Annotated in this window: 24 protein-coding genes; 10 read left to right on the top strand and 14 right to left on the bottom strand. The window is 65.8% G+C overall.

Annotation, left to right across the window (positions count from 1 at the left end):
* Positions 1-179: 179 nt before the first annotated feature.
* The 3 genes from ACE10X_RS37355 to ACE10X_RS37365 form a co-directional block, all read right to left on the bottom strand.
* A complete protein-coding gene (locus tag ACE10X_RS37355) occupies positions 180-1,430 on the bottom strand; it encodes an MFS transporter (protein WP_038382222.1) in 1,251 nt (416 codons plus the stop codon).
* A gap of 312 nt (positions 1,431-1,742) precedes the next feature.
* Positions 1,743-3,089: a phosphoglucosamine mutase gene (glmM, locus tag ACE10X_RS37360; RefSeq protein ID WP_016846677.1), complete on the bottom strand. Its 1,347-nt coding sequence runs from the start codon at positions 3,087-3,089 to the stop codon at positions 1,743-1,745.
* 216 nt (positions 3,090-3,305) lie between these two features.
* The gene (locus ACE10X_RS37365; protein ID WP_162832399.1) at positions 3,306-3,479 is read right to left on the bottom strand and encodes a hypothetical protein; all 174 of its coding nucleotides are present in this window, start codon (positions 3,477-3,479) and stop codon (positions 3,306-3,308) included.
* Between the two features lie 141 nt (positions 3,480-3,620).
* Between ACE10X_RS37365 and ACE10X_RS37370 the strand changes: the two genes are divergently transcribed.
* Positions 3,621-4,757: an alpha-hydroxy acid oxidase gene (locus ACE10X_RS37370; RefSeq protein ID WP_038382221.1), complete on the top strand. Its 1,137-nt coding sequence runs from the start codon at positions 3,621-3,623 to the stop codon at positions 4,755-4,757.
* 258 nt (positions 4,758-5,015) lie between these two features.
* On the opposite strand, the gene ACE10X_RS37375 is transcribed toward ACE10X_RS37370, so the two are convergent.
* The 5 genes from ACE10X_RS37375 to ACE10X_RS37395 all read right to left on the bottom strand — a co-directional run bounded on the left by ACE10X_RS37375 (position 5,016) and on the right by ACE10X_RS37395 (position 10,548).
* A complete protein-coding gene (locus ACE10X_RS37375) occupies positions 5,016-5,594 on the bottom strand; it encodes a hypothetical protein (protein ID WP_162136624.1) in 579 nt (192 codons plus the stop codon).
* A gap of 117 nt (positions 5,595-5,711) precedes the next feature.
* Complete coding sequence (locus ACE10X_RS37380) at positions 5,712-6,554, bottom strand: shikimate dehydrogenase (protein ID WP_038382239.1); 843 nt, start codon at positions 6,552-6,554, stop codon at positions 5,712-5,714.
* A gap of 31 nt (positions 6,555-6,585) precedes the next feature.
* Entirely contained in the window at positions 6,586-7,227 is a 642-nt protein-coding gene (locus ACE10X_RS37385) for a YoaK family protein (RefSeq protein ID WP_375763632.1), read from the bottom strand.
* Positions 7,228-7,425: 198 nt separating this feature from the next.
* Positions 7,426-9,474, bottom strand: a complete 2,049-nt coding sequence (locus ACE10X_RS37390) for an elongation factor G (RefSeq protein ID WP_038382218.1) — start codon at positions 9,472-9,474, stop codon at positions 7,426-7,428.
* A gap of 159 nt (positions 9,475-9,633) precedes the next feature.
* A complete protein-coding gene (locus tag ACE10X_RS37395) occupies positions 9,634-10,548 on the bottom strand; it encodes a LysR substrate-binding domain-containing protein (protein WP_038382217.1) in 915 nt (304 codons plus the stop codon).
* 124 nt (positions 10,549-10,672) lie between these two features.
* Between ACE10X_RS37395 and ACE10X_RS37400 the strand changes: the two genes are divergently transcribed.
* Positions 10,673-11,605 carry an alpha/beta fold hydrolase gene (locus tag ACE10X_RS37400; RefSeq protein ID WP_051002654.1) on the top strand — a complete coding sequence of 311 codons (933 nt, stop codon included), beginning with the start codon at positions 10,673-10,675 and terminating at the stop codon, positions 11,603-11,605.
* Here the strand turns inward: ACE10X_RS37400 and ACE10X_RS37405 are convergent.
* The 3 genes from ACE10X_RS37405 to ACE10X_RS37415 all read right to left on the bottom strand — a co-directional run bounded on the left by ACE10X_RS37405 (position 11,602) and on the right by ACE10X_RS37415 (position 14,310).
* Positions 11,602-12,084, bottom strand: a complete 483-nt coding sequence (locus ACE10X_RS37405) for a DUF992 domain-containing protein (protein ID WP_028336066.1) — start codon at positions 12,082-12,084, stop codon at positions 11,602-11,604. The genes ACE10X_RS37400 and ACE10X_RS37405 overlap by 4 nt on opposite strands.
* A gap of 256 nt (positions 12,085-12,340) precedes the next feature.
* The gene (locus tag ACE10X_RS37410; protein WP_057015953.1) at positions 12,341-12,862 is read right to left on the bottom strand and encodes a DUF992 domain-containing protein; all 522 of its coding nucleotides are present in this window, start codon (positions 12,860-12,862) and stop codon (positions 12,341-12,343) included.
* A 245-nt stretch (positions 12,863-13,107) separates the two neighbouring features.
* The gene (locus ACE10X_RS37415; protein WP_038382215.1) at positions 13,108-14,310 is read right to left on the bottom strand and encodes a pyridoxal phosphate-dependent aminotransferase; all 1,203 of its coding nucleotides are present in this window, start codon (positions 14,308-14,310) and stop codon (positions 13,108-13,110) included.
* A 623-nt stretch (positions 14,311-14,933) separates the two neighbouring features.
* Between ACE10X_RS37415 and ACE10X_RS37420 the strand changes: the two genes are divergently transcribed.
* The 3 genes from ACE10X_RS37420 to ACE10X_RS37430 all read left to right on the top strand — a co-directional run bounded on the left by ACE10X_RS37420 (position 14,934) and on the right by ACE10X_RS37430 (position 16,161).
* Positions 14,934-15,587, top strand: a complete 654-nt coding sequence (locus ACE10X_RS37420) for a glutathione S-transferase family protein (protein WP_028336064.1) — start codon at positions 14,934-14,936, stop codon at positions 15,585-15,587.
* Between the two features lie 180 nt (positions 15,588-15,767).
* On the top strand, positions 15,768-15,944 hold the full coding sequence (locus tag ACE10X_RS37425; protein WP_016846694.1) for a hypothetical protein: 177 nt from the start codon (positions 15,768-15,770) through the stop codon (positions 15,942-15,944).
* A 61-nt stretch (positions 15,945-16,005) separates the two neighbouring features.
* Positions 16,006-16,161: a hypothetical protein gene (locus tag ACE10X_RS37430; RefSeq protein ID WP_162832398.1), complete on the top strand. Its 156-nt coding sequence runs from the start codon at positions 16,006-16,008 to the stop codon at positions 16,159-16,161.
* A 22-nt stretch (positions 16,162-16,183) separates the two neighbouring features.
* On the opposite strand, the gene ACE10X_RS37435 is transcribed toward ACE10X_RS37430, so the two are convergent.
* Positions 16,184-16,537 (bottom strand): DMT family protein, encoded by a 354-nt coding sequence (locus ACE10X_RS37435; RefSeq protein ID WP_028336063.1) that lies wholly within the window; start codon positions 16,535-16,537, stop codon positions 16,184-16,186.
* 212 nt (positions 16,538-16,749) lie between these two features.
* Between ACE10X_RS37435 and ACE10X_RS37440 the strand changes: the two genes are divergently transcribed.
* The 4 genes from ACE10X_RS37440 to ACE10X_RS37455 all read left to right on the top strand — a co-directional run bounded on the left by ACE10X_RS37440 (position 16,750) and on the right by ACE10X_RS37455 (position 20,574).
* A complete protein-coding gene (locus tag ACE10X_RS37440) occupies positions 16,750-17,565 on the top strand; it encodes a PAS-domain containing protein (protein WP_038382214.1) in 816 nt (271 codons plus the stop codon).
* 103 nt (positions 17,566-17,668) lie between these two features.
* A complete protein-coding gene (locus ACE10X_RS37445; protein ID WP_038382213.1) occupies positions 17,669-18,130 on the top strand; it encodes a GNAT family N-acetyltransferase in 462 nt (153 codons plus the stop codon).
* Between the two features lie 271 nt (positions 18,131-18,401).
* Positions 18,402-19,343 carry an aldo/keto reductase gene (locus ACE10X_RS37450; protein WP_375763633.1) on the top strand — a complete coding sequence of 314 codons (942 nt, stop codon included), beginning with the start codon at positions 18,402-18,404 and terminating at the stop codon, positions 19,341-19,343.
* Positions 19,344-19,632: 289 nt separating this feature from the next.
* Positions 19,633-20,574 carry an IS110 family transposase gene (locus ACE10X_RS37455; protein WP_304557332.1) on the top strand — a complete coding sequence of 314 codons (942 nt, stop codon included), beginning with the start codon at positions 19,633-19,635 and terminating at the stop codon, positions 20,572-20,574.
* Between the two features lie 57 nt (positions 20,575-20,631).
* Here the strand turns inward: ACE10X_RS37455 and ACE10X_RS37460 are convergent, their stop codons facing one another.
* Both ACE10X_RS37460 and ACE10X_RS37465 read right to left on the bottom strand, forming a co-directional pair.
* On the bottom strand, positions 20,632-21,861 hold the full coding sequence (locus ACE10X_RS37460) for a DUF1501 domain-containing protein (RefSeq protein ID WP_375763634.1): 1,230 nt from the start codon (positions 21,859-21,861) through the stop codon (positions 20,632-20,634).
* Positions 21,858-23,435 carry a DUF1800 family protein gene (locus ACE10X_RS37465; RefSeq protein ID WP_375763635.1) on the bottom strand — a complete coding sequence of 526 codons (1,578 nt, stop codon included), beginning with the start codon at positions 23,433-23,435 and terminating at the stop codon, positions 21,858-21,860. The genes ACE10X_RS37460 and ACE10X_RS37465 overlap by 4 nt, the downstream gene beginning before the upstream one ends.
* Positions 23,436-23,786: 351 nt before the next feature.
* Here ACE10X_RS37465 and ACE10X_RS37470 point away from each other — a divergent pair, with 351 nt between their 5' ends.
* Complete coding sequence (locus ACE10X_RS37470; RefSeq protein WP_375763636.1) at positions 23,787-24,461, top strand: HAD family hydrolase; 675 nt, start codon at positions 23,787-23,789, stop codon at positions 24,459-24,461.
* Positions 24,462-24,594 lie beyond the last annotated feature (133 nt).

Raw genomic sequence — 24,594 nt, forward strand, 5'->3', positions numbered from 1 at the left:
CTCACCTTTTTCTGCGGCTTCGCTGATAGGTCCATTAAAATGGCGCAGGAGACAGCGAAACATCGCGATCTCGCCACAAGTGCTAATGAAGCATTGACGCATGCGCGCCGTTCGCAGGGCACGCGAGCCGCGTGTGTTAGCGAATCCTTAATACGAGCGTCGCGTCTGCGGCCGGGCGTTCAGCGCACGGCCTGCGGCATCTTCGGCAGGAACACCGCGAGCAGGCCGATCGCCGGCAGGAAGGCGCACAGCTGATAGACGAAGGCGATCGAGGTGTGGTCGGCGAGCTTGCCGAGCACGGCGGCGCCGAGACCGCCGATCCCGAACGCGACGCCGAAGAACACGCCGGAGATCATGCCGAAGCGATGCGGCATCAATTCCTGCGCGAACACGATGATCGCCGACGTTGCCGACGAGATGATCAAACCGATCACGACCGTCAGCACGGCGCTTGCGAACAAGCCGGCATAGGGCAGCGCCAGCGTGAACGGCAGCGCGCCGAGGATCGAGAACCAGATCACGTATTTGCGGCCGAAGCGGTCGCCGAGCGGGCCGCCGATGAACGCCCCCGCCGCATTGGCGGCAAGGAAGACGAACAGATAGAGCTGCGCCGCCCGCGTCGAGACGCCGAACCGATCGATCAGATAGAAGATGTAATAGCTCGACAGGCTCGAGACATAGAGCTGCTTGGAGAACAGCAGCGCGACCAGCACGATGAGCGCGATCCTCACGCGCCGCTGATCCGGATGGTCGGGATGCCGCGCGATGGCGACCGCCTTCTTGCCCGATATCTGCGGCTTGTACCAGACGCCGATGCGCCAGAGGATCACGATGGCAAGGAACGCGATCGAGGAGAACCAGGCGATCGAGGGCTGGCCGAACGGCACCACGATCAGTGCTGCGAGCACCGGTCCCATCGAGGTGCCGAAACTGCCGCCGAGCTGGAACACCGATTGCGCGAAACCGTAACGTCCGCCTGACGCCAGCCGCGCGATGCGCGACGATTCCGGGTGGAACACCGCGGAGCCGAGGCCGACCAGCGAAGCCGCGATCAGGATGACCCCATAGCTGTGCGCAACGCTGAGCAGCAACAGACCGAAGAAGGTGAAGCCCATGCCGATCGCAAGCGAGAACGGCTGCGCCTTCTTGTCGGTGAAATGCCCGACCAGCGGCTGCAGCAGCGACGCCGTGAACTGGAACGCCAGCGTGATCATGCCGATCTGCGCGAAGTCGAGCGCGTAATTGTCCTTCAGGATCGGATAGACCGAGGCGATCAGCGACTGCATCGTGTCGTTGAGGAAGTGCGAGAAGCTGATGCCGGCAAGCACGACATAGGCCGGCCCCGCAGCGGCGGCGGCCTTCGCGGCCGTCAGCTCCGGCACCGGCACCGGCTCGCCCAGCGCCTGTTTGCTCACGACGGGTTTGTTCAATGCAGCATTCCCGGACAGATTCGCAAAAATACCTCCGTGTCGTACGACGCGGAGGTGAGGCAAACCAGTTGCGTCAGCCGATGGCAGCGATGCGCTGTGTGGCCAGCCGGCGGCCAAACTCTATCCCCGTCACCCTGAGGAGCGCCAACGGGTCCGCGCAAAGCGCGGCCCGATGACGGGCTCCGCGCGTCTCGAAGCGTCGACGGCCCGGCGCTCGCCACATTGCGACAACGGGCCGTGCATCCTTCAAGACGCGCGCAAGGGCGCGCTCCTCAGGATGACGGATCACGAGCTGACGAGGCCAGACGGAGCTTAAGCCGCGGCGGCGTGGCCGAGTGCGCTGACGATGTTGTCGACGACCTCTTCCACCAGGATGCGATCGTCGCCTTCGCCCATCACGCGGATCACCGGCTCGGTGCCGGAGGGACGGATCAAGAGACGGCCATGGCCGTTGAGGCGCTTCTCGCCGTCGGTGATCGCGGATTTGACCTCGGCGTCGTCGAGCGGCTTGCCGCTGCGATAGCGCACGTTCTTCAGGATTTGCGGCAATGGATCGAAACGCCGGCAGATCTCCGACACCGGGCGGCGCAGCTTCTGCACCACGGCCAGCACCTGCAGCGCCGCGACGAAACCGTCGCCGGTCGTCGAATAGTCCGACATGATGATATGGCCCGACGGCTCGCCGCCGAGATTGTAGCCGCCGCTCAGCATCTGCTCGAGCACATAGCGGTCGCCGACCGGCGTGCGGACCATCTGCAGCCCGAGACCCTGCAGGAAGCGCTCCAGCCCGAGATTGGACATCACGGTCGTGACGATGCCGGGCTTGGCGAGGCGCCCTTCTTCCTTCCAGCTCTGCGCGATCACCGCAAGCAGCTGGTCACCGTCGACGATATGGCCGCGCTCGTCGACCAGGATGACGCGATCGGCATCGCCGTCGAGCGCGATGCCGATGTCGGCGCGCATCTCGCGCACCTTCCGCGACAGCGCTTCCGGCGAGGTGGATCCGCATTCCTTGTTGATGTTGAAGCCGTCGGGTTCGACCCCGATCGGCACCACGTCGGCGCCGAGCTCCCACAGCGCTTCCGGCACCACCTTGTAGGCGGCGCCGTTGGCGCAATCGACCACGACGCGCAGGCCGTCGAGCGAGAGATCGCGCGGCAGCGTGCGCTTGGCGAATTCGATGTAGCGGTCATGGACGCCGTCGATGCGGCGGGCGCGGCCGAGGCTCGCGCTCTGCGCCAGGCGGCGGTCGAGCGATTCGTCGAGCAGCTGCTCGATCTGCTTCTCGACATCGTCGGACAGCTTGAAGCCTTGCGGGCCGAACAGCTTGATGCCGTTGTCCTCGAAAAGATTATGCGACGCCGAGATCATGACGCCGAGATCGGCGCGCATCGACTTGGTGAGCATCGCGATCGCCGGGGTCGGCATCGGGCCGACCAGCAGCACGTCCATACCGACCGACGTGAAACCCGCGACCATGGCGTATTCGATCATATAGCCGGACAGCCGCGTGTCCTTGCCGATCACGACGCGATGGCGATGGTCGCCACGCTGAAACACCAATCCCGCGGCCTGCCCCACCTTGAGCGCGAGCTCCGGCGTGATCAGTCCATTGGCGCGGCCCCGAATTCCATCGGTCCCGAAATATTTGCGGCTCATGTAACCCCCAACACGGACCTCTCGAACCACCCGGCGAGAGAGTCCCGAACGCCTGCCAGTCTAGCGTGCATCGGCCTTATAGACTGCCAGGCACTAAAATGACTTCAAAAAATATGATGAATCATTACCGGGGCCAAACCCCGTGCTTCGACATTAACGCACTGAAAGATATAACATTATCGCTCTCTCGGCAACCTCGGGAACGAACCCTGTCCCCTACCCTTTGCCGTTGCGCTTGACGTGCTGGTCGCCCTTGCTGGGGGCCGGCTGGGTGACATTGACGGGGTCGGAACCGGGAAACGTCTCCTCCAGCCCCTCCTCCAGGGCCTCGTCGAGCCGGCGCTTCTCGGCGTTCTCGTCTGCTTTCGGCTTGGAGCCTGATTGGGTCATCGCGCTCTCCCATCCGTCTTCGATTTGGCAGGCAACCCATCCATGCTAGATGACGACAAGATCGAACACCCGCAAGACTTTGCTGCCTAAAACAAGGCTCGCGACATCGAACTTGCGACAGAAGAAGGGCCGGGACCGTCCATGAAGCACATTACCTGCATCGAAGATCTGCGCCAGCTGCACAAGCGCCGGGTGCCGAAGGCGTTTTTCGATTATGCGGACCGCGGCTCCTACACCGAGGACACGCTGCGCGCGAATTCGGAAGATCTGCAGCAGATCAAGTTCCGCCAGCGCATCCTGGTCGATGTGTCCAAGCGCACCCTGGCGACCACGATCCTCGGCGAGCCGGCGGCGATGCCGCTGATCCTGGCGCCGGTCGGCCTGCTCGGCATGCAGCATGGCGACGGCGAGATCTACGCCTGCCGCGCCGCCCAGGCGGCCGGCATTCCCTTCACCCAGAGCACGATGTCGATCTGCTCGATCGAGGACATCGCGGCCGCCGTCGACAAACCGTTCTGGTTCCAGCTCTACGTCATGAAGGACCGCGGCTTCATCAAATCGCTGATCGAGCGCGCGATCGCCGCGAAATGCTCGGCGCTGGTGCTGACCGTCGACCTGCAGGTGATCGGCCAGCGCCACCAGGACATCAAGAACGGCATGACGGTGCCGCCGGAATGGACGCTGTCGAAGCTGATCGACTTCGCGACCAAGCCCGCCTGGGTGTCAGGCGTGCTGCAAGGCAAGCGCCGCACCTTCGGCAACATTGCCGGCCACGTCAAAGGCACCGAGGACCTGACGAAACTGTCGGAATGGACCGCCTCGCAGTTCGACACCTCGCTGAACTGGAAGGACATCGACTGGATCCGCAGCATCTGGCCGGGCAAGCTGATCCTCAAAGGGATTCTCGATGTCGAGGATGCCGAGCTTGCCGCCAAGACCGGCGCGCAGGCGATCGTGGTCTCCAACCATGGCGGCCGCCAGCTCGACGGCGCGCCGTCCTCGATCGAGGTGCTGCCAGAGATCGTCGATGAGGTCGGCTCGAAGCTCGAGATCATGTTCGACGGCGGCATCCGCACCGGCATGGACGTCATGCGGGCGCTGGCGCTCGGCGCGAAGTCCTGCATGATCGGCCGCGCCTATGCCTACGGCCTCGGCGCCGGCGGCCAGGAAGGCGTCGCCAAGGCGATCGATATCCTGGGCAAGGAGCTCACCACCACGATGGGGCTGTGCGGCGTCAACACCATCGCCGAGATCGACGATCACGTGCTGGCGGTTTAGCCGCCGGCGCTATTATCGTAGCCCGGATGAAGCGAAGCGTAATCCGGGTCTTTCCTCGTGGATAGATTGGCCCCGGATTGCGCTGCGCTCCATCCGGGCTACGCAATCTTCGTCGTCCCGGGCAAGCGAAACGCGACCCGAGACCCATAACCACCGGCCGTCGTTTCGCAGCGCCGAGGCGACAGCGCGCTTCAACAGCTCAACCCTGTGGTTATGGGTCCCTGCTTTCGCAGGGACGACAGCGGAGCCTGTTCAGCCTCACATCGGCGGCGTGAGGCCGTCGCGGCCGACGCTGACGCGATCGGTTTCAAGCGAGCCGTCCGGCAGTTTCTTCATGAAGGCGATCACCTTGGCGCCGGCCTTCAGGTCCGCTCTGTCGCCGGGAACATAAGTCACGACCGGCGTATCGGGTGCGACCTCCACCTTCTTCTCGCCGTCCTTGTATTTGACCAGCAATGTGTGACCGTCATTGCTGACGACGGATTGCGCAACGGTCGCATTGGTCATGCTGCTGTTCGGCTTCAGATCGTAGGGCCGCGACCCTTCGCCGGTGCCGCGCATGTTCTCCGGGAAGACATGCACCTCGACCGCCTTCGGCGTGCCGTCGGGGCCGGGCACGGTGGTCGTGCCGATGAAGGAACCGACCTTGATGTCGGACAGCGCGACCTTGGTGAGACCGAGCACCACCAGATTGCCTGCCATGTGCAGCTTGACGTCCTCGCCGCTGCGCGACTTCACCGCGAGCGTATCGCCGTCGACGCTCTCGACGGTTCCACGCACCCGCGTCGGCGTCGGCGGCTGCTGAGCGAGCGCGTAGAGCGTGGACACCGTCACCATCGCGAGCGCGATGAACGGCCGAATGAGATGGGAACGGCTGGCAGGCATAACTGATCTCCGGGAGGGAACGCGGGGGGACTAACACCAGACCCCGTTCCGGAGATGCTATTCCAGGCCTCAAGTCTTTGTGAGATCGGCCTCAACCAGCGCGCGCAGTTCCGGCGTGACGTGCGGACGCCGCCCGAACCACAACTCGAAACCGCGCACCGCCTGATGCAGCAGCATGCCTAGTCCATCAGCTGTCTTCAGACCACGCGCCTCTGCCGCCGCAAGCAGCGGCGTCACCAGCGGCACATAGACGAGGTCGCAGACAACCGCGCCCTGCGGCAGCAGACCGACATCGACCTCGAGCGCGGGCTGACCATGCATGCCGAGCGAGGTGGTATTCACCAGCAGGCCGGCGCGCGGCAGCAGCTCATCAACCTTGTCCCAGGTCGCGGGATGAACCCGCGTGCCGAATTGCCCGGCCAGCGCGCGGGCGCGATCGATGCTGCGGTTGACCAGATGCACGCGCGCGATGCCGCGCTCGATCAGGCCGAACACCACCGCACGCGCCGCGCCGCCGGCGCCGAGCACCAGCGCGTCTTCGGTCTTGTCCCAGTCCGGCGCGCAGGCGTCGAGATTGTTGATGAAGCCTTCCACATCGGTGTTGGTCGAGCGCAACTCGCCATCGGCGAACCACAGCGTGTTGGCGGCGCCGACGGCACGGGCGCGCTCGTCCGGTGCCGACAGCGCCAGCGCGCGCTCCTTGTGCGGAATGGTGACGTTGGCGCCGACGAAGCCGCGCAGCGACAGGCGGAACAGGAAATCCTTGAAATCCTCCGGCGGCACCGCCTCGATCACATAGCCGCCCTCGATGCCGAGCGTGCGCAGCCAGTAATGATGGATCAGCGGCGAGCGGGAATGCGCGGCGGGCCAGCCGATCAGGCACGCGGCGCGGGTTTTGCCTTGAGATGTCATGGCCGTGACATCGGCCAAGGCAGCGGCGCTGTCAATCCGTCCGCTTCGCGGTTGCGGCAACCAGCGCGCTGAGGGCGAACGCGGCGGCTGCGGCGAACCAGATCGCGGCGAGGTTGATCCAGCCATAGGCCATCGCGCCGGCGAGCGCGCCCGCGACCAGCGCCGCCCACAGCAGCAGGTTCGGCAGCCAGGCCCAGCCCGCGCCGCCGGTGAGCGCGCCGGCGATCAGCTGGCCGGCCTTCACCAGCGCCCCGGTGACGTAGGTGAGGCCGAGCCCGGCGCCGCCTTCGAGCTGGAATACCGCGTTCTCGAGCCCCATCGCCAGCACGATGGCGGCGACCGCGGCGCTCGGCAGGCCATAGGCATAGGCCACCGCCGCCGCCGTCAACAGCCAAGCCTCGACGAGCAGGAGCAGGGGCTGGCGATGCGTCAGCGCGCTGAGCACGATCAGGCTGCCGGCTGCCGCGCCGGCGACGAACAGCACGATCAGCTCCAGCGCTTCCAGAGCGCGCTGCCAGTGCCCCTCGGCCAGCGTCACGCCGAGCCGCGTCGAGTTGCCGCTCATGAAGGAGACGAACAGCCCGCCGAGATGCAGATAGCCGATGCCGTCGACATAGCCGGCCAGCGCGCTGAGCGCGCAGGCCAGCGCCAGGTTACGGCGGGATTCAAGCATGACGGTGGGAATCGCTCCCGGTGTTCAGAACAACAATGTTCATGAAAGCAGTCGGCTTGGGAAGGAAGGGAGCGAAGCAGTCTCCCCGTCATTGCGGGCGATGCGACAGCATCGAATCCCAATGCGCAATTGCGCATTGGGGACTCTCGAGATTCCGGATTCGCTCGCGGGCGCGAGCGCTCCGGAATGACAATTGGATCACGCCGCGTCGCGATGCGCGGCGATGATCTGGTCGGCGGCCCGGCCCGTCACTTCGGCCATGCGGTCGAACTGGCGGGTGAAGGTGCCGGCGCCGGCGGTGGCGGAGCGCAGCTCGACGATCAGGTCGCCGATCTCGGATTCCGGCATCGTGGCGCGGACGCAATCCCAGCCGCTCCAGCCCTCACGGGTGTCGAAGCCGAGGATCTGGCCGCGGCGCGCCGACAGGATCGCGTTGATCTTGGCGGTCGCTTCGTTCGGACAGACGATCTCGACCATATGGATCGGCTCCAGCAGCACCGGCTGGCACTGCGGCAACCCCTCGCTGACCCCGATCCGCGCCGCGGTACGGAACGCAAGGTCGGAGGAATCGACGCTGTGATAGGAGCCGTCGGTCAGCGTGACGTCGACGTCGATCACGGGAAAGCCGAGCGGGCCACGCGCCAGCGCGTCGACGACGCCCTCTTCCACCGCGCCGATATAGTTGCGCGGCACCGCGCCGCCGACCACCTTCTCGTGGAATTCGAAGCCAGAACCACGCGGCTTCGGCTTGATGTCGAGCACGACATCACCGAACTGGCCGTGGCCGCCGGACTGCTTCTTGTGCCGGCCGCGCTGGGTAATGGCCTTGCGGATGGTTTCCTGGTAGCCGATCGCCGGCGGATGCGATTTGACGTTGACGCCGTAGCGGTCCTTCAGCCGCTCCTGCGCCACGCGAAGATGCATCTCGCCCTGCCCCCACAGCACGGTGTCGTGGGTGCGCGGGTTCTGGATCATCGTCAGCGAGGGATCTTCCTCGTTCAGCCGCAGCAGCGCCTGGCCGAGCTTGACGTCGTCCTTGCGGTCGGTCGCGGCAATCGAGATCGACAGCACGGCCGCGGCCGGCTCGACCTTGACCAGCGATGCCGGCGCCGTCTTGCCGCTCGAGACCGTATCGCCGGTCTTGATCGCATCGAGCTTGCCGAGCGCGACAGTGTCGCCGGCCTCGGCCTGTGGCCGCTTGCTGTCATGCGCGCCCGAGACCGCGAGGATGCCGGAGACCCGCCCGCTCTCGCCGCTTGAGGATTGCAGCGTCATGCCATCGTCGAGCCGGCCCGCAAGCACGCGCGCCAGCGACAGCTTGCCGCCGTGCTGCAAGTGCACGGTCTTGAACACGTAGGCCAGCGCATCCTTCTGATCCTTGATGCCGAGCCGGCCGGCGGTCTCGGCAACGCCGGGCGCCTCATGGCGCAGCGCCTTCATCAGACGCAGCACGCCGTTCTCGCGGCTCGCGGCGCCGAGCAGCACCGGACAGATCAGCCCTTCGCGCAGTTCGCGGGCGAGATCGTCGAACACGGCATCGCGCGGCGGCTGAATATCCTCCAGCAACTGCTCCATCAGCGCGTCGTCATGATCGGCAAGCTTCTCCAGCATCGAGAAGCGCGCTTCCTTCTCGCGATCGAGATTGCCGCCCTCGAGTGCCATCACCTCCGACGGCTTGTGCTCGCGATAGACGAAGGCGCGCTCCAGCGCGAGATCGACAAAGCCTTCGATCAGATCGCCGTTCCAGATCGGGATCTGGCGCAGCACCAGCGGCACGCGCGAGGCCGGCTGCAGCGTCGCAAGCGTCTCGCGGACGCGCTTGTTGGCGCGGTCGATCTTGTTCAGGAATAGAAAACGGGGAATTCCGAGCTCCTCGAGCTCGCGCAGGATGATCTGCAGCTGCGGCAGTTTCTTCTCGTCGGCTTCGCAGACCACGACCGCGGCATCGACCGCCGGCAACGCTGCACGCATATCGTGCGCGAATTCGATCGAACCGGGACAATCGATAAAGGTGTAGCTGTCCCCCATAAAGGTGGTGGTGGCGGCGGTCAGGCCTACGCCCATCTTGTGCTGACGCGCCTCGGGGCTGGCATCGCCGACGGAGGTTCCGGCATCGACGCTGCCGGCATTCTTAATGGCGCCAGTGCGCGCCAGGATCGCTTCCAGAAGTGTGGTTTTACCGCTTTGGAAAGGGCCCACCAATGCGATGCACCGTGGACCTCGGGGACTTCTGACGTCTTGTCCCATTGCCGCCTCCTCGTTTTGGAGCTCGGCCCATGATTGGGTCGGCGACCGTTTATGCTCTGCCTGCGTTTGACATTTGGCAAGCGGGAAAACGTCGCTGCGGTGCGGCGTCGCGTAAGTTTGCGATCCCGAGCCATCGTCCGGACAATTGCGGCCGCTGCGTCAGTTCCTTCGCGCAAGTCCCGGAGCAATCTCGCGCAAGCGTGTCGCAAGGTCGAGCAGACGCTGCACGGCGGGCGAGACATCTTCATCGCGCCACGCAATCGTGAGCGGAGCCGTCACCGCCGGCGCGGCCAAGCGGACATACGCCACGCCGCGACCGGCCTGTGCGCGCGCCGCGGCCTCCGGAACGAGCGACACACCGACGCCGGCGGCGATCAGGCCAATCGCGGTTTGCAGATGCAGCACCTCCTGTGCGAGCCGCGGCGTGAAGCCGGCGGCCCGGCACGCGGCGACGATCAGGCCGGTGACGGACGGCTCCGGCCGCGCGGGATACAGCACGAAGGCATCGTCGGACAATTCGGCGAGCGCGATGTCGTCCCTCTCGGCAAGCGGATGCGCGCGCGGCAACGCCGCGACATAGGGCTCTTCCAGGATCAGGCGCTGGGCAAGTCCCGCCTCCGGCAATAGCGCGGGGCGTGCGAAGCCGACATCGATCCGGCGTCGCCGCAGCGCTTCGGCAATCTCGGCCGCCAGCATCTCGTCGAGCACGAGCTCGACGTCGGGACAGGCGTCGCGATAGCTGCCGATGAGATCGGGCAGACCGGCGAACATCGCGGAGCCGACGAATCCGATCGCGAGCTTGCCGGCCTGGCCGCGCCCGACGCGCCGTGTGTCCGCGACCGCGGCCTCGAAATTTGCGAGCAGCGAGCGGGCGCGCGCAAGCAACAGCTCGCCCGCCTCGGTGAGCCTGACAGGACGGCTATTCCGCTGCAACAACGTCACGCCGAGTTCGTCCTCAAGCTGACGGATCTGCTGGCTCAGCGGCGGTTGCGCGATGTGCAGTCGCTCGGCCGCGCGGGTGAAGTTCAATTCCTCGCCGAGCGCCACGAAATATCTGAGATGTCGCAATTCCATGCCGGCGGTATAGCACGGCGGCGGGTGCCGTCAGTCATACGCAATAGCTCTGCAACCGTATCGAACGAGTATTGGACCGGATGCGCGAACGCGGACAGCCTGCGGCAAACCACAGGGAGTCCCCATGACGGCGCTGGAAAAAGCCTTCGCGGATGCAGCCGCGGCAGGCATCACACAACAGAAGATCGATATCGACGGTCTGCGCGTCAATGTCGCGCGCTTCGGCAAAGGGCCGCCGCTGCTCCTGCTTCACGGCTGGCCGGAGTTCTGGCTGGTGTGGCGCCCGCTGATGCTGCGCCTCGGCGACAGCTTTGAACTGATCGCGCCCGACTTGCGCGGCTGCGGCGACACCGGCAAGCCGACACCGGGGCCCGATGCGTCCGCCACCGCGGAGCGCCACGCGCTGGATATGTTTGCCGTCATGGACGCGCTCGGTCATATCAGCTTCGGCGTGATCGGCGGCGATCTCGGCGCCTATGTCATGCAGGCGATGTCGCATCGACAGCCGCAGCGGCTGACCGGCACGCTCTATCTCTGCACGCCCTATCCGGGCCTCGGCCACCGCTACGGCCAGCCCGGCCACCTGATCGAGGTCTGGTATCAATACTTCCAGCAGCTGCCATGGGCCGCGCGCCTGGTCGGAAGCTCGCGCGAGTCATGCCGGCTCTACTTCCGACATTTCCTCGACCACTGGTCGGGCGACGATCCCGCCGTGTTCAGCGATCTGCTGGAAGCCTATGTCGACAACTTCATGAAGCCGGGCAACATCCAGGGCGGCTTCGACTGGTATCTCTCGTCCGCGCCCAATCGCCGGCGCTGGCTGGAAGGCAAACTGCCGGCGCAGCCGCGCATCGACGTGCCCTCGCGATTTCTCTGGGGCCGTCGCGATCCGTTGATCGCGCCCGAATGGTCGGACAGGCTGGGAGACTATTGGAGCGAACCTTCGATCAGGTTCGTCGAGACCGGGCACTATGTTCACGCCGAGGCGCCCGCGATCGTTGCCGAAGAAGCGAGCGGCTTCTTCGGCAAGCTGATCAACCGCAAGGGCGCGCGTTAGCGGCCCGGACGCAGCTCCAGGCTCTCGAGGCCGGCGGCGATGTTGATGCCGACCTGGCCCTGCACGCTGAGCGGCTGCAGGGCGATCGTGTTGTCGGAGCCGCCGACCAGCACGTTGCCGCCGACGCCGACACCGAGCGTCGCGCTGCCCTGCGCGCCGGCGTAGTTGCCGGAGAGCGCACCCGGCCCGAGCCGCTCCACCGGTGCGTAGACGCCCCAGGCCAGCGCCGATTCCTGGGTGATGCCGAGATCGATGCCGACCTTCTGGATGGTCGCGATGTAGCGATCCTCAGGCAGACCATTGGCGCGCAGCACGCAACCGAGATGGGTCACGGAACCGACGATGAAGCCGACGCTCGCACCACCGCGGCATTCCAGGACGCCGACCTGCACGCGCTGGATCGGCTGTTGGGCGCTGGCGCCAACGATTGCGGTCAGCGTGGCAATGGCAGCACCGGCGAGGAGAGTGAAGCGACGCATGTTGGGGAGTCTCCGGCTGAGAGGCATGACGCGAGCAGAGAACAGAACGGCGCCGTGTCTGCGGCGCCGTCCGCATCCTATGCCACAACATCGAATGTCCAGCCAGAATTGCGGTGCTCGGCCACCGATTGTCAGGAGATGTTGCGGCGCTGCTATGTTCCTCCCGGCCTGCCGATGCGGTCGAGCAACGGACAGCAAACAACAGACAAAAAAAAGGCCCGCTTTCGCGGGCCTCTTTGATGAGACACCAACCAACTTAATGGTGGTGATGATGACGGTGGTGACGATGATGACGACGCGGACCGCCGTAGGCGACCGGCTCGAGATCGATCCCGGCGATGCCGGCCGCGACGTTGAGGCCGGTCTGGCCCTGCACGCTGACCGGCTGCAGCGCATAGGCGTTGTTCGGGCCGCCGAACAGGAAGTTACCGCCGGCACCGAGGCCGACCGAGGCGTTGACGCCGACGCCGCCGTAGCTGCCGGCCAGCGCACCGCGCGGAAGCTGGGTGGTCGGCGCGCTCACGGCCCAGGCGAGCTGGGTCGTCGCGGTGACGCCGAGGTCGACGCCGATCCGCTTCACGGTCGCAACATAGGGCTCGGGCCGACGGCCGCCGCTCTGGAACACGCATTCGAGGCGCGCGACAGAGCCGACAACGAAGCCGACATTCTCGCCGCCCTGGCATTGCAGGACCCCGGCTTGAACCTGAGGCGCCGCGTTGGCGGTGGCGAACGGCGCCAGCAACGCAAGCGCTGCAAGGGTGAGGGTCGAAAGTCGCATTGAACTGTCTCCGCAAGGTGAACTGAATTTGCGCGGCGGACAGGAAGGAAGGCTCGTGTCCAAAACAAGGCAGTGCGCAAAGACGCCGTAAAAACTTCCCGCGTGTGGCATCGATGTTCGCACACACGCGCGTGAGGTGAGCAGGATGTGATTTGACTCGTCGAATCTACCGGCGCGCGATTTCAGCACACAAACAAAAACGCTCCCGCACCAGGTGCGGGAGCGTTTTTCAGGTTCGGATCGAACTACCGCAGATTACCGCAGAAGCGCTGGATGCGCTTGCAGGCATCCTCGAGATCGGAGGTCTTGGTGGCGTAGGAGATGCGGAACGCGGGTCCGAGCCCGAACGCCGATCCCTGCACCACGGCGACGCCTTCGCTCTCGAGCAATTCGGTGACGAACGCCTCGTCGTTGTCGATCAGCTTGCCCGACGGCGCCTTCTTGCCGATCGTGCCAGCGCAGGACGGATAGACGTAGAACGCGCCTTCCGGCCGCGGGCATTCGATGCCGCTCGCCTGGTTGAGCATCGACACCACGAGGTCGCGACGTTCCTTGAACACCTTGTTGTTCGCGGCGATGAAGTCCTGCGGACCGTTGAGCGCCTCGACCGAAGCCCACTGCGCGATCGACGACGGGTTCGAGGTCGACTGCGACTGGATCGTCGCCATCGCCTTGATCAGCTGCGCCGGGCCGCCGGCATAGCCGATGCGCCAGCCGGTCATGCAGTAGGCCTTCGACACGCCGTTCACGGTCAGCGTGCGATCGTACAGGCTCGGCTCGACCTGCGCCGCCGTGGTGAAGACGAAGTCGTCATAGACGAGGTGCTCGTACATGTCGTCGGTCATCACCCAGACATGCGGATGCCTGACCAGCACGTCGGTGATCGCCTTGAGTTCGGTCTTCGTATAGGCCGAGCCGGTCGGGTTCGAGGGCGAGCACAGGATCACCCACTTGGTCTTCGGCGTGATCGCCTTCTCGAGATCTTCCGGACGCAGCTTGAAGCCGGTCGAGGCCGGGCAAACCACCGGCACCGACTCGCCGCCGGCGAGCGCCACCATCTCGGGATAGCTGACCCAGTACGGCGCCGGGATGATCACCTCGTCGCCCGGATTGATGGTCGCCATCAGCGCGTTGTAGAGCACCTGCTTGCCGCCGGTGCCGACGATGACCTGGTTCGGCTTGTAGGTCAGGCCGTTCTCGCGCGCGAACTTGTTGATGATGGCTTCCTTGAGCTCCGGAATGCCGCCGACATCGGTGTACTTGGTCTTGCCGGCCTCGATCGCGTGGATCGCTGCCAGCTTGATGTTGGCGGGCGTATCGAAGTCAGGCTCGCCGGCGCCGAGGCCGATGACGTTGCGGCCCGCGGCTTTCAGCGCGCGTGCTTTGTCCGTGACCGCGATCGTCGCGGACGGCTTCACACGGTCGAGCGCAGCGGACAGGAAGGCCATTATCATCTCCTGGCAAACGTCGTGAGCCGTTGGGCCACGACTTGATTTGAATGGGATCGCGGCACCCTAGGCCTGTCGCCGCTGCACCGCAAGAAGCTTGGCGGTAAAGCACGAAAACTTTCGCGCATGGCTCGCCGCACGCGCAATTTTCCGCAAGTTCCGGCGCCGGATGACTCATATCCGGCAAGCCCGGCGACCACAGCTCTGGCCTTGCCGGCAGGGCCTTCGGCGGCATGCGCCGGCGCGGATTGCTCCGAGGACAATGCCGCGCGGCACCTGCCTGACAGCGCTAGCGGCGGGCCGTCAACGCAGACCGGCGCGTCGTGCCGCCAAGGATGCCGCGTTAAGGTTTGTGAGTTGCAGCGCAGGCCATGGTCGCGACCTTGGTATCAACTTGGCATCGACCGGCACCGTGCAGAGCGTCGCGCAGGCGTGATCCGAGTTGTTCTGCCGTGTTGATGGAATCGTTCTGCACGCGTGCAGTGCGGTAGACGTTTCGACTTTTTCCACACTGCAGGGCTTGCGACGCACACCCGTCGGCATCATTGTTTAGCGGCGTTGCGGTGTGACAGGCCGCGCAATTCGAGCGTACCGTCTCCCTGACCCGAGTGAACACCGACGCAATGTACAAGCTCTATTCGATGCAGCGCTCCGGCAACAGCTACAAGGTCCGGCTGGCGCTTGCCGTGCTGAACACGCCGTACGAGGCGATCGAGATCGACATCCTGCGCGGCGAGAGCCGCACCCCGGAATTCCTGGCGAAGAATCCGAGCGGCCAGGTGCCGTTGCTCGAGGTCGCCGAAGGCCGCCATCTCGCCGAGTCCAATGCCATCCTCTGGTACGTCGCGATCGGCACGCCGCTGGCGCCGGAGTCGCGGATCGAGCGCGCCGAGGCGCTGCAGTGGATGTTCTTCGAGCAGCACGCGCTGGAGCCGAACATCGGCGCCGCCTATTTCTGGCTGTCGCTGGTCAAGGGCGGACGCGACCTGCAGACGCACGCGCTGGAGGACTGGATGGAGCGCGGCTATGCGGCGCTGCAGGTGATGGAAAATCACCTCAAGGAACACACCTATTTCGCCGCCGGACAGCTCACCGTCGCCGACATCGCGCTCTACGGCTACACCCACGTCGCCGACCGCTGCGACTTCGACCTGGCGACCTTTCCGTCGATCCGCGCCTGGCTGAAACGGGTCGAGCAGACCCCCGGATTTGTCTCGATGGACTGGCAGCCTGGTACCGAGGCCGAGCCTGAGCCCCGGCTCGCGGCCGGCGTCTGAACGGCCGGTTGTGAATCCAGAGAATAACGGGGAAACTGCCTAAATAGCGGGCAAAACCTGCGCCACCGCCGCATTTTAGCCATTTTTGGACGGCGCCACCGCCGCAATGTTGCCGGTGACAACCGGCAGATTCGCGCGGATGTCGCGAGTGATTCGTTCGCGGCCTGAGGGATTTAGACCATGAAACGGTGGTCCGGCACGGCAGGCTTCGATGGCCGCCCTGCCCCGGTGGCATCATCCCGGCTGACGAACGCGATCGCAGCGTCGCTCGCGCTTGGCGCGCTGACGCTGTGCCTGGTCGTCGCCGTGACCGTGCTGTCGAGCAACGTCACCATGGCAACGGCGATCCCGGCGTAATCAAGCAATTTCCGGTTGGCACCTGATCCGCGGCAAGGCGCGGGAGAGACAGCGGCGCGACATGATGAAGACCCCCGTCGGACTTGTGACCGTGACGCTGTCGGCGGCGATCCTGCTGGCGGCATCGCTTCTGATCGTGACCGGCACGCAAGGCGAAGACCACGCACGCCCCGCGCATGTCACGACGCCCGCCGCCAAGCCGGCCCCGCACCACTAGCGCCGTCCCGAACGCAAATGCGCTAGCCCCATTTGTGGAAGATCAGAAACGCGCCGGCGGCGATGAACGCAAATCCGAGCGCGTGATTCCAGCCCAGCGGCTCCTTCAGGTACAACACCGAGAAGGCGGCGAACACGACCAGCGTGATCACCTCCTGCATGGTCTTGAGCTGCGCCGCCGAGTAGACCGCGCTGCCCCAGCGGTTGGCCGGCACCGCCAGCCAGTATTCGAAGAAGGCGATGCCCCAGCTCACCAGGATGACGATGGGGAGCGAATGATCCTTGAACTTGAGATGGCCGTACCAAGCGAAGGTCATGAAGACGTTCGAGGCGAACAGCATCAGGATCGGCAGCAGCGAAGGCGAAATGGCGGGCATCGATTGTCCTCTTGCAAGCAAAGCACGCGGTAACCCGCAGGCACGGAACCGGGTTCCGCGCCGATCTGCATATCATTTGATTTGAAAGCAGCGAAAGCTGGTTCGGCCCTCGCAACGCCCGCTTAACGGTCGTCACGGAAATGCCGGCGCCGTTGCGGCCCTGTCGTCAAACTGCGGCTTTATCGTTCGTTTGACAGACAGCGAGAACGCGCATGCGGTTCGACTGGCGTGCCATTTCAGGTCCGGCCCTGACGGCGATCACGGCATCCGCCGCCTTCCTGATCGATCGCCTCGTGGTCGCCGTCCCCAATCCTGCGCCGCTGTTCGTCTGCATCGTGGCGCTTGCGAGCTCGATCAGCGGCATCGCCTCCGGGCTGATCTCCGCCGCGATCGCCGTGGCCGCCTCGGCGCTGTTCTTCCTCGATCATCGCGCGCTGCCCGGTTACGACACCGCCGACGTCGTGCGGATGCTGATGCTGGCGGCGACCGCGGCCGGCACCGCCGTGATCACCGGGATGCTGCGGCAGAAATGGATCGACGCCTTTGCCGCCGACCAGCAGCATCACGCGACCTCGGAGCGGCTCGCCGCCGCGCTCGACCAGGTCGACATCGGCATCGTGCTGCTCGACGCCGACACCCGCGCCGAATTCATCAACCGTGCCTTCCGCGACTATTTCGCGCTGTCGGATGCGCAGGCCGACAGCAAGCCGCCGTTCGTCGCGCTGATGTATCACGGCCGCGACACCGGCGCCTATGAACTGCCGGAAGACGAGCTGAGCGCATTCATCGCCGAGCGCATCGCGATGATGCGCGCCGGCGACTCCACGCCGATCAATCTCAACCTCGCCGACGGCCAGGTGCTGCGCTTCAGCTGCACCGCGCTGCCGGATGGCGGCCGCATGCTGAGCTACACGCCGGTCACCGACCTGGTGCGGCACACCGACGATCCCGCGAAGGCCGATGAATACCGGGCGCAGCGCGCCGGGCGCGAGCGCCATCTGGCGCGACTGCTGCGCGCCGCCGAGTGAGGCGCGGCCTCGTCCGCAATTGATCCTGCGAGACAGCGACGGTAGAATCTTGCGGGCGGTGCGGAGACATCGCCCGCAACCGCAGGATCATCCAGGAATCTCCATGGCCGACGACGTCACCATCCGCTTCGTCACGCGCGACGACTACCCCCAGTGGCTTCCTCTGTGGGACGGCTACAATGCCTTCTATGAGCGATCCGGACCGACCGCGCTCGCGCCCGAGATCACCGCGATGACGTGGGAGCGTTTCTTCGATGCCTATGAGCCGGTGCATGCACTGGTCGCCGACGCCGGCGGCAGATTGCTCGGGCTGACGCATTATCTGTTTCACCGCTCGACCACGGCGATCGCGCCGACCTGCTATTTGCAGGATCTGTTCACCAGCGAAACCGCGCGCGGCAAAGGCGTTGGCCGCGCGTTGATCAACGGTGTCTACACGCAGGCCAAGCTCGTGGGTTCGCCGCGCGTCTACTGGCAGACGCATGAGACCAACCACACCGCGATGCAGCTTTATGACAAGGTCGCGGACAAGCCCGGCTTCGTCATCTATCGCAAGATTCTCTGAGCCCGCACCCGCGCCTGTGGATTGAACAGAGGTGTCACCGGCGCGTTACAAAGCCCGGCTACGCTTCCGCTCGCGTAAGATCAGGCCCCCCGTCTCAGATCTTCGCCGAGCGGTCCCCGTCAGTCGCCGCGTCTGACCGGGACCGCTTTTTTTGCGACATCTCATTTTGCGACATCGCTATGCGCGATCGGCGGTAGGACGGCACCTTGCCGGGCCCTGGCATGCTTGTCACAATGCGCGGCACCCCTCGCCTATCCCACAGGATTGTCTCATGGAAATTCGTAATCTCGGCGGCTCCGGGCTGCGCGTGTCCGCGGTCGGCCTCGGCTGCAACAATTTCGGCCAGCGCACCGACCTCGAAACCTCGCGCAAGGTGATCCACAAGGCGATCGATCTCGGCATCACCCTGTTCGACACCGCCGACATCTATGCCGGCATGGGCGGCTCGGAGACCGTGCTCGGCACCGTGCTGGGCGACCGCCGCAAGGACATCGTGCTCGCCACCAAATTCTCCAAGCCGATGGCGACCGACGGCACCAAACAGGGCGCCTCGCGGCGCTACATCATGTCGGCGGTCGAAGCGAGCCTCACCCGCCTGAAGACCGACTATATCGATCTCTACCAGCAGCACGACTACGATCCGCTCACCCCGATCGACGAGACGCTGCGCGCGCTCGACGATCTCGTGCGCCAGGGCAAGGTGCGCTACATCGGCAACTCCAACTTCCCGGCCTGGCGGATCGCCGAAGCCGAGTACGTCGCGCGCCAGATGAACGTGAACCGCTTCGTGTCCTGCCAGGACGAATACAGCCTCCTGGTGCGCGACATCGAGAAGGACCTGCTGCCCGCGACGCAGCAATACAATCTCGGCCTGCTGCCGTTCTTCCCGCTCGCCAGCGGCCTGTTGACCGGCAAGTACCAGCGCGGCGCCGCTGCACCCGCCGATACCCGCTTCGCCAAGGCGCCGGCCCTGAAGGATCGCTACGTCACGCCGCGCAACGAGGACATCGTCGAGAAGCTGCAGGCGTTTGCCAGGGAGCGCGGCCACACCATGCTCGAGCTCGCCTTCTCCTGGCTCGCCGCCCGCCCGCAAGTCGCAAGCGTCATCGCCGGCGCCACCCGCCCCGAGCAGATCGAACAGAACGTCAAGGCGATCAGCTGGAAGCTGAGCGCGGAGGAGATGACGGAGATCGACCGGATTACGAAGGGGTAGGCATCGCTGAGGGATCAGCCGCAACTGTCGTCCCTGCGAAAGCAGGGACCCATAACCACAGGGCGTAGTTGGACGCCATGCTGCGGCCCTAGCGTTCTCAAGCAACCGCGTTCGGTGGTTATGGGTCCCTGTGTCTTGGAAGTCTGTCAGGATGTGGGTGGGCGGGAAGCCGTTGGGTCCTTGGCGCTTGACGCCGCGAGCCGGCTCGGTCTCCCGCCCGTTCCATCTATCAACCTGAACAGTTGCACGAGGCTGCGCCAACAGACCTCGCATCACAGGGACAGGCACCGTGATCATAGCTCTTCGTTACGTCGGAATCGACGTCTCCAAAAAACACCTCGATATCTTTGATGAGGCTGACGGCGTGCCGAGGCGCATTGCCAACGCGACACAGGCCATCACACAGCAGGTGGCGCGTTGGCAATGCGATGCGCTGGTGGTCTTCGAGGCGACGGGTATCTATGACCTCGCGCTTCGCGAGGCGCTGCGTCAGGCCGGGATCCAGTTCGCACGGATCAACCCGGCCCGTGCCCGCGACTTTGCACGGGCCAGCGGCCTGCTCGCCAAGACCGATCCGATCGATGCGCGGATGCTGGCGGCCTTTGCCCGGGCCATGCAGCCCGCCCCCGAGCAGGTCGCCGATCCTGCACGGGGCGCCTTGGCGAGGCTTGCAAAACGGCGGGATCAGCTGGTCCTCATGCGCGCCCAGGAGAAGAACCGGCGCAGCGAGGCCGACGATCGCGCCATGGCCGAACGCATTGGCCGCCTCATCGAGGTCCTCGACAGCGAGATCGCCGGGATCGAGGCCGACATCAGCGCATTGATTAAAGCCGAAGCGCAGATCGCGGACGATGCGAAGTTAATGCGTTCGCTGCCCGGCGTGGGTCCCGTGGCCTGCATACAGCTCATCGCGCAGATGCCGGAACTCGGGCGGGTCGGACCGAAACAACTCGCAGCGCTCGCTGGCCTTGCTCCCTTCAACGTCGACAGCGGCACCTTCCGCGGCAAGCGCAAGATTGCGGGCGGCCGAAAGCGCGTTCGTGACGCCCTTTATATGGCGGCCCTCAACGCAGTTCGCAGAGCTGATCCGTTCAAGGCCTTCTATGCACGACTGCGACAGGCCGGAAAACCAGCCAAACTCGCCCTCATCGCCGTCGCCAGGAAGCTGCTCACGGTCCTCAATGCCATGATGCGAGACCGAAAGCCGTACCTGCAGACCAAACCAACATAACAGTTGCCGGCTCGCGCTTCGCTTGGCCGGGACGACGTTGTGGTTGGAGCTTAGCGCTTACACCACCAGCCCCTTCATCGGCTTCACCGGGGCGCTGTCCGGAAACACGGCGTCGGCCAGCACGCGTTCGCCGAGGCCGAACTGGTCGTGCAGCACGCCCTTGATCACGGCGCGCAGGTCGGTGGTTGGGGCGAGGTCTCGGGCCTGGTAGAGATTGGCGGGCTTGAGGCCCGGCCAGTCAGTGATCATCCGGCCGCCATTCACCGCGCCGCCGGCGAGCAGCGCGACGGTGCCGGTGCCGTGGTCGGTGCCCTCGGTGCCGTTGATGCGCGCGGTGCGGCCGAACTCGGTGGCGACCACGATCACGGTGTCGCGCCAGCGCGCGCCGAGGCCGCTCTGGAATTCCGCCAGCGCGCCGTCGAGGCCGCCGAGCAGCTGCGCGAGGCGGCCGACCGGCCCGCCTTCATTGGCATGGGTATCCCAGCCGTCGAAGGCGAGCGCGCCGATCCGCGGGCCGTCATCGGCCGCCATCAATTTCGCGGCGCCGCGCGCCACGAGGCGCATCGCCGCCACGCCGCCCGCCCCGGGCTTCGGCTTCATTTCGTCGCCCTGCGCCTGCTTCTCGAGCTGCAAGCCTTGCGTCAGCGCGCTCGCCAGCGCCGGATCGCGGTGCTGATAGAGATCGAGCAGCCGCATCGCGGTGTCGTCGGCGGCCTGCGGCAGCGCGGTCGGCGCCCAGCCGACCGTTGGTGCCGCGCCGCGCAGCACCAGCGGCGTGGTTGGGCCGACCGCGAGCGCGCTCGTCACCCGCTCGCCTTTCGGCAGCGCCTCCAGCGCGCGGTTGAGCCAGCCGGACTGCACGCGGCCCGGACCGGGAAAGCCGCTTTCCAGCACATCCTGGCCGTCGAAATGCGACCGATCGCGATACGAGGTTGCCACTGCATGAACCACCGCAGCCTGCTTGGCGCGATACATCCGCGAAAATTCCGGCATCGCTGGATGCAGGCCGAAAAACGGATCGAGCATCACCGCTGCGTTCGGCCCATCGGCCCTCAGTGCGATCGCGCCATGCAGGCCGGCATAGTCAGGGTCACCGACCGGGGCGACCGTGGCGAGGCCGTCGAGCGCGCCGCGCAGGATGATGGTGACGAAGCGCGGATCGCGGCCATCGGCGGCGCGCGCGAATTTCGGCAAATAGGCCCAGGCCGCAAACGAGGCGCCGCCGAGCAGCAGCGCGCGCCGCGACGTCGCCTGCAGCATCAGGCTCTCGGAGCATTCCATCGTCATCTCCTCTGGAACTCGGGCGACATCAACAGCAGCGCCAGCGCCTGCTGCCGCGATTCCGCGCGCTCGATGGTGCGCCGCGTCTCGGGCGAGGCTGCATCGGCGGCAATGAGCTCGAGCAGGTCGCGCGGGTCGAACCGGTCGGCGAGCTGGGAGGCGACTTGCGCCGAAATGTCGAGCCTGAGCTTGACGCCTTCAGGTGCAGCCCAGGCCGCGGCGGTGTCCGGAAATCCGTTCGGCCCGGCCGGCGACCACAAGGGCTGGCCGAGCACGTTGAGGCCGTTGAGATAGCGGCCCGGATCCTCGGGATTGCGCGCCAGCAGGCGGCCGGATGCGACCAGGAACTCGTAAGGCGAACGCATCTTCGTCAGCGGCGGCTGCCAGGCCTCGCTGGACCGAACGAGCGCGGTGGCCAGCGCCCTGAGATCGCCGTCTGTTTTCGTGAACGTATCCTGCAGCCTCGCCACCAGCGCCGGCGGCGGATCGTCGGCGACGAAGTGGCGCGCGAATTTGGTCGCGATGAATTTTGCGGTCGAGGGATGTCGCGCGATATCAAACAGCACCGCCTCACCCTGCGCGACGCCGACCTGCGCGTAGGTCTTGCCGAGCACCTGCTGCGGTCCGGGCTGGTGCGCATTGGCATTGAACACGAAGCTGCCGGGCGTGCCGAGCTGGCCACGGCGGCCGGCAAAGGTCCAGCCGGTGATGATTCGCGCCAGCGCCGTCACGTCGTCCTGGGCGTAGCCGCCGCCGACGCCGAGCGTATGCAGCTCCATGATCTCGCGCGCGAGGTTCTCGTTCAGGCCGCGGTTGCGGTTGATGCCAGCGCGCGACTCCGGGCCGAGCGATTGCTGGTTGTCGAGAAAGAACAGCATCGCCGGGTGCTGCTCGACGGCCATCAGCATGTCGCCGAAACGGCCGAGCACATGGGGACGGATCGCCTCGCGCTCGAATGAGCCGGCCCACATCCGCGCCAGCGCGCCCTTGTTGGCGGAGATGCAGAAGTGATTGGACCAGAACACCACGAGCCGCTCGACAAAGCCGCAATCAGCGACCACGCCGCGTTGCAGGCGCGCCAGCGCCTCGGCGCGGAACGTCTTCTGGATGATGTTGAGCGGTTGCGCCGGCGGCTTGGGGGAACCGGCCTGCGGCTGCATCGTCGGAGGCTGCATCGGAGCCGACGGCGTCATCGCCGCATTGGCGTTGTCAGGCGCCTGCATCGCCGAATCCTTCCCGGCGATCTCCTTGGCGGCGGAGGACAGCGACAGATTGCGCCGCGGCTGTGGCTTGGCGTCCGGTCCTTGCGGCGGCGTTTCGCTCGCGCCTTGCTGCGCGGCCTTCGCGGCGTTGCGCGCCTGCTGGATCTCGAACTGATAGTCGAACACCTGCTTGCCGAGTTCGGGTGTCGAGAGCAGGCCCGGCACTTCGAGCAGCGCGCCGTTCGGACGCGCGAGTTCCGCCAGCACGAAACCGCGCGGATCGGAGGCCGCATTGATGAAGTCGCCGGCCGCCCCGCCGCGGGCGCCGAATCCAAACCGGTTGAGGGCAACCAGCGCGGCTTGCGAATCACGGGCCATCAGAATTTCCTCGACGAATTCCCGGGCGATTTCCTTGACGATTTCCTTGGCCGCCTATCCCGGCTATATCTGTCGCACGGCATCATAGCGCGGTCCGGGATGAACCCGAGATTAATTCGCGCATTAAATCGCGGTTAGAATGGACCTCCCGTCAAACGATCGTTCCCAACCAGGATCTCCGCGCCGGCTGGCCTGCACGGCATGCGGCAGCGAATTTTCCTGCTCGCTCACGGGAGCATGCTGGTGCTCCGATGAGAGTTTTCGCCTGCCGATGCCGACCGACGGCGGCGACTGCCTGTGCCCCGCATGCTTGCGCAAGCTCGCGGAACAGCAAGCAGCGGTGAGCGCCACGTGAACGCACGCTGGACCGTCGACGCCGTCCTGCTCGACATGGACGGCACGTTGCTCGACACCGAGAAGGTCTATTTCGACAGCCTGGTCGCGGCGCTGAATGCATGCGGCTACACCGACGACGTCGTCGCGCTGTGCCACTCCATGGTCGGCCTTCCCGGCCCGGCCTGCGAGGCGATGCTGCGCGATCATTACGGCGCGGCGTTTCCGCTCGCCGAGGTCAACCGCGCCTTCATCATCAACCGCGATAGGATGTTCGAAGCCGCCTTGCCGCTGAAGCGCGGCGCGCTGGCGCTGCTTGACGGGCTCGCCGCCGCCGATTGCCCGATGGCGATCGTGACTTCGTCGTCCCGCCGCACCGCCGAGCGCCATCTCGGGCTCGCCGGCATCCGCGCGCGCTTCGACACGTTGCTGACGCTTGACGATGTCGCGCAGGGCAAGCCGGATCCGGAGCTCTATCTCAGGGCAGCCGCGCGGCTCGGCGTGACGCCGGCGTCCTGCATCGCGGTGGAGGATTCCAACCACGGCGTCGCCGCCGCCCACGCCGCCGGCGCGATCACGCTGATGGTGCCGGATATGGCGCCGCCGACCGACGAGACCCGTGCAAAATGCGCAGCGGTGCTGCCGGACCTCAACGCGGTGCTGGCGTTGTTGCGCGAGCGCGGCGCGCTCTGATCGTCATTGCGAGCGTCGGCGAAGCAATCCATCGTCCCGCATGCCCGGACATGTTGTCCGCACGCTCGCGGAGCGTCCATTGGCTGATTGCGTTGCTACCGCCGCGCCAGATTGATCCTTCAGCACGGCGCCG

This window comes from Bradyrhizobium sp. Pha-3, from assembly GCF_042258325.1.
GTDB classification, from domain to species: Bacteria; Pseudomonadota; Alphaproteobacteria; order Rhizobiales; family Xanthobacteraceae; genus Bradyrhizobium; species Bradyrhizobium elkanii.